The 4,454-nt window shown below is 33.2% G+C and carries 6 protein-coding genes; 5 read left to right on the top strand and 1 reads right to left on the bottom strand.

Features of this window, described 5'->3' with window-relative positions; genetic code table 11:
- Nucleotides 1-311 (bottom strand): MerR family transcriptional regulator (locus V7150_RS24515; protein ID WP_335523469.1); only part of this gene is annotated, 311 nt, incomplete at its 3' end.
- A 139-nt stretch (nucleotides 312-450) separates the two neighbouring features.
- On the opposite strand from V7150_RS24515, the gene V7150_RS24510 reads away from it, so the two are divergent.
- The 5 genes from V7150_RS24510 (at nucleotide 451) to V7150_RS24490 (ending at nucleotide 4,265) form a co-directional block, all read left to right on the top strand.
- The gene (locus V7150_RS24510) at nucleotides 451-1,218 is read left to right on the top strand and encodes an SDR family NAD(P)-dependent oxidoreductase (protein WP_335523467.1); all 768 of its coding nucleotides are present in this window, start codon (nucleotides 451-453) and stop codon (nucleotides 1,216-1,218) included.
- A gap of 567 nt (nucleotides 1,219-1,785) precedes the next feature.
- Nucleotides 1,786-2,238: a VOC family protein gene (locus V7150_RS24505; RefSeq protein ID WP_335523466.1), complete on the top strand. Its 453-nt coding sequence runs from the start codon at nucleotides 1,786-1,788 to the stop codon at nucleotides 2,236-2,238.
- Between the two features lie 405 nt (nucleotides 2,239-2,643).
- Nucleotides 2,644-2,967, top strand: coding sequence for a PadR family transcriptional regulator (locus tag V7150_RS24500; RefSeq protein ID WP_335523463.1), 324 nt, complete (start codon nucleotides 2,644-2,646; stop codon nucleotides 2,965-2,967).
- Between the two features lie 13 nt (nucleotides 2,968-2,980).
- On the top strand, nucleotides 2,981-3,619 hold the full coding sequence (locus V7150_RS24495) for a hypothetical protein (protein WP_335523461.1): 639 nt from the start codon (nucleotides 2,981-2,983) through the stop codon (nucleotides 3,617-3,619).
- Nucleotides 3,620-3,650: 31 nt separating this feature from the next.
- Entirely contained in the window at nucleotides 3,651-4,265 is a 615-nt protein-coding gene (locus tag V7150_RS24490) for a DedA family protein (RefSeq protein WP_335523459.1), read from the top strand.
- The last annotated feature ends 189 nt before the right edge of the window (nucleotides 4,266-4,454 follow it).

The raw sequence follows: 4,454 nt of genomic DNA, 5'->3' as shown, positions 1-4,454 counted from the left end.
ATTTTATTCGTTTCTTTCAGTGTCTTTAACTGGTTTTCGATGGAACTTTTATGATCTTCTAATAGTTTTAATCGATTAATTGCTGTATGTTCTCCTTCAGTATACAAGAAGGCATACTCTTTGATTTTTGTGATCGGCATTTGCGTCTCTTTTAATTTTAAAACAAATTTTAGCCATTGAAGATGCGATTCAGTATATTTTCTTTCTCCATGTTCATTCCGATCTGGAAGAATGATATTCTCTTTTTCATAGTAACGTAATGTATGTGTGCTAACTCCTACTAGTTGTGCCACTTCGCCAATTGTATACATAAAACCCTCCATTTTTAACCAATGTTAATCAAGTGTAAAAAATAGGTTTGACTTAGAGTTTACTCTAACCACTATAATAAATCCGTAAAAGTTAACAATCAATTTTTGTTAGTATAACAAAATATTAGGAGGCAATAAAATGAAAAAATATACAGTTATTACAGGTGCAAGTTCTGGTATTGGTTATGAAACAGCTCTTGTTTTTGCTGCTCGTGGTAAAAATTTAGTCATTGTGGCACGTAGAACTGAGGAGCTTGAAAAACTAAAATCAGAGATTGTGAAAGTAAATGCAGAATTAGATGTCGTTATAAAAACAGTTGATTTATCAAATACGAAAAATGCTTATACATTATATGAAGATTTAAAGGGATATGAAATTGAAACGTGGATTAATAACGCAGGATTTGGTAATTTTGCATCAGTTGGAGATCAAAATTTAACTAAAATTGAGACAATGCTTAATTTAAATATCGAGGCTTTAACTATTTTAACTTCTCTTTATGTGCGTGACTATTCAACAGTAGAAGGAACACAATTAATTAACGTTTCATCAGGTGGGGGTTATACGATTATTGGAAATGCAATCACATACTGTGCATCTAAATTCTATGTAAGTGCCTTTACTGAAGGGCTTGCACATGAATTAAAAGAAAAAGGTGCAAGCATGCAAGCAAAAGTATTAGCTCCTGCTGCAACTGAAACCGAATTTGCAAAAGTATCGAATGATTTAGAAGAAAATGTTAAGTATGAAGGACTTCTTCCTAAATACCATACAGCCAAAGAAATGGCTGGATTTATGCTTGATCTTTACGATAGCGAAAAAGTAGTTGGAATTGTAGATGGTTTTACTTATGAATTTCAATTAAAAGATCCAATTTATCCTTATGCAGTAAGAATGAGAAGCTAATAAGGTTGATTTATCATCGTTATTCAAAAATTTCTGGATTATTATCTTTATAATTTTACGTATATATAAAAGTTCTTTTGTATTATCTTATCAAAAAGAGGTTCTTCTATTAGGAGAACCTTTCATATATTTGTTCAACGGGTGCAAGAGTTAATGATGGAGATCGCTGCGGCGATCTTTTTGCTTCTTGTACTAAAGGGGCAGATTAGTTGAACAATCTTCAATAGCTTGTATTCAACAATCGGGCCATTTAATGGAGTACAGGGTAGGAATATTTTGTGGGGAAGTCGAAGTTGTTTTATCGAATAGCAACTACGGTATCGAATTTTTGAAACTATTTGAACATGATGGCATTCACGAAATAAGGTTCGCGAATATTCCAATAGTAGAGGGTTTACGAAGTGTTGTTCGTTAACAAGATGTTATATGACATACCCGAAAACCCAATTTCACATTTTCCTATACTGTGACAAGGTGTTTTTTGTTTGGAAGGAATTTGTAACTTTTTAATAGATTAATTATGAAGATGATCAGATAATAAATTTTTACACATAAGGAGATAAGACTATGGCAAAAAACAAATTACTAAGAATGGACAATGTCGGCATAGTTGTAGAATCCCTTGATGACGCAATCTCTTTCTTCGAGGAGATTGGCTTGAACCTCGAAGGGCGAGCCACTGTCGAAGGTGAATGGGCTGGTCGCGTAACCGGATTGGGTTCTCAGTGCGTAGAGATTGCTATGATGGTTACCCCAGATGGCCACAGCCGACTTGAACTTTCCCGATTTCTCACCCCACCTACTATATCAGATCACCGGACTGCTCCTGTAAACGCCCTCGGTTATCTACGCGTCATGTTCACCGTTGAAGACATTGACGAAATGGTATCCAGACTCGCTAAGTATGGTGCTCAGCTCGTTGGCGAAGTGGTTCAGTACGAGGACTCGTATCGGCTCTGCTACATTCGTGGAATCGAAGGACTTCTAATCGGTTTGGCGGAACAACTCGGTAACAAATAAGTAAGTGACGTTTATAAAAAGCCTTTACTGAAATATAGATTACTGAAGTAAAAATATTTGAAGAAAATTCTTATTCAATAAAAGGGCGCGTTATTTAGGAACGCGTCTTTTTTATTTAGGGGCATATTCTTAAATAACACTATGTGGTAGAATTTAGACATTTGTGTAAAAACGGAGATTGTGAAGAGATGTACTTAAACTATAGGGGCAGGTTAGTTGAACAATCGTCATTAGCTTTTTTACAACAATCGGGCCAGATTGTTGTAAAAATGGTTGTTAAAAACATGCATTTAACCAGCATTAATTTGCTGGTTTTTTATTTTTCAAAAAGTACCTTGCTATGTTAAGTAATAATGCTTATAATAACAATGTACTTAATATTATTAAGTAATTGATTGGGAGTGTATGTCATTGAACAAAGAGCTGTTAAAAGGAAACATTGATCTTCTAATTCTTTCTGTAGTGAAGGAAAAAGAGAGTAGTTATGGATATGAAATTTCAAAAAAAATTAAAGATAAAACAGAAGGGAAATTTGAAATTCAAGAGGCTACCCTATACATTTCACTAAAAAGATTAGAAAAGCAGGGCGCGCTATCATCTTCTTGGGGGAATGAAAGTCATGGCGGAAGGCGCAAATACTATGCTATTACAGATGAAGGTATTCAATTATTGAATAATCTTATAAGCGATTGGAAAAAAGTCACTGAAATAGTGAAACGATTTATATAAGGGAGGACAAATTATGAGTCAACTTATAAGAAAAGTATTTAGTCTCGGAGATATAAAATACAGCTGGATATTAATACAATCTGCTGTTCTTTTTGGAATATCAAACTATACAGATCGACTCTTTTCAAATGATCCAATATGGGTACATGCTGGTTATTGGATTTCATTTGTGATTGCGGTACTGTGGGGCACACTAAATTATATTAGTCATATTCGTATGAACAGTTTGTACAAGAAACAAGATGATATTAGTTTGTATGTAAATCAATTAGCCATGAGTGAAGAGGATAAACTGGAATTACAAATTTATTTAGAAGATTATGTACAAGATTTAATAAAGCAGGGTAACACGGAAGCAGACGCTACAAGGGCAGCAATTAATCAATTTAAGATCCAAGAATTTTTATCATTATCTAAAAATACACTGCTTTTCAATTTGCATGCTCATTATTATTTAATAGGCTGGACAATCATATTCATTATTGTTTCAATTCTAGTCTGGTTATTGGAATTTTCAATTATTCCCTATCAATCATTTACGACCACGATTGTTATTACTTTAATTGTATATGCCACCGGCTTATTTGGAATGTTTTTCCTTTATAAGGTTATTGATGCGGCGATTTATCAGAAGTTTAAAGAGTTATTTTAATTTTAATTAATTAGGTGAAGGAGAGAATAAAATGGAAAGTTGGATTACAAGTATAATGGAGCAATTTGGATATATAGGTATTTTCCTATTAATTACGCTAGAGAATTTATTCCCTCCGATTCCATCAGAAGTTATCTTAACTTTTGGAGGATTTATGACTACTCATACATCCCTAAGTATTTTTGGTGTGGTTGTAGCTTCAACAATTGGATCAGTGGCAGGAGCAATCGTTCTATATGGTATTGGATTGCTTATTGATATAAAGAGAATAGAAAAAATTGTTGAGAAGTGGGGGCATATTCTTAGATTATCAAAAAAGGATGTTCATAAAGCGAATGAATGGTTTTCTAAATATGGTGTGTGGACAGTATTCTTTTGCCGTTTTATCCCATTAATTAGAAGTTTAATCTCCTTACCAGCTGGAATGGCACATATGAATTTTGGAACATTTCTAGTATTAACAACTTTAGGAACGTTAATTTGGAATGTTGTTCTCATTAATATAGGTGCTGCAGTTGGAGGATCATGGGAAACAATTGTGGGTTATATGGATATATATTCAAATTTGACTTATGTAGTGTTGGCATTACTATTTATGGTGTTTATTGTTTTATTTATTAGAAAAAGAATGATATTAAATAAATAAATATTCTCTAATGTAATGGAGAATTTTCTCCCATAATTCAACATAAGCTATCTTCAGCAATAGGGCGCTTTTCTTTGGTAAGAAGGCGTCTTTTTGATATGCCCCTACACATTAAGGGATTAGATTTTGTTAAGGTAAAAAAGATTGTGATGATTTTCACTTAAACTATCGGGTGCTTATGTTAATGAT

Origin of the sequence: Neobacillus drentensis (assembly GCF_036965245.1) — a bacterium.
In the GTDB taxonomy this organism is placed as follows: domain Bacteria; phylum Bacillota; class Bacilli; order Bacillales; family Cytobacillaceae; genus Neobacillus; species Neobacillus drentensis_G.
This window is presented reverse-complemented; position numbering and strand designations above follow the sequence as displayed.

Coding starts and splice junctions, on each gene's coding strand:
- V7150_RS24510 (WP_335523467.1), top strand. CDS start 451: ATGAAAAAATATACAGTTATTACAGGTGCAAGTTCTGGTATTGGTTAT.
- V7150_RS24505 (WP_335523466.1), top strand. CDS start 1,786: ATGGCAAAAAACAAATTACTAAGAATGGACAATGTCGGCATAGTTGTA.
- V7150_RS24490 (WP_335523459.1), top strand. CDS start 3,651: ATGGAAAGTTGGATTACAAGTATAATGGAGCAATTTGGATATATAGGT.
- V7150_RS24495 (WP_335523461.1), top strand. CDS start 2,981: ATGAGTCAACTTATAAGAAAAGTATTTAGTCTCGGAGATATAAAATAC.
- V7150_RS24500 (WP_335523463.1), top strand. CDS start 2,644: ATGTCATTGAACAAAGAGCTGTTAAAAGGAAACATTGATCTTCTAATT.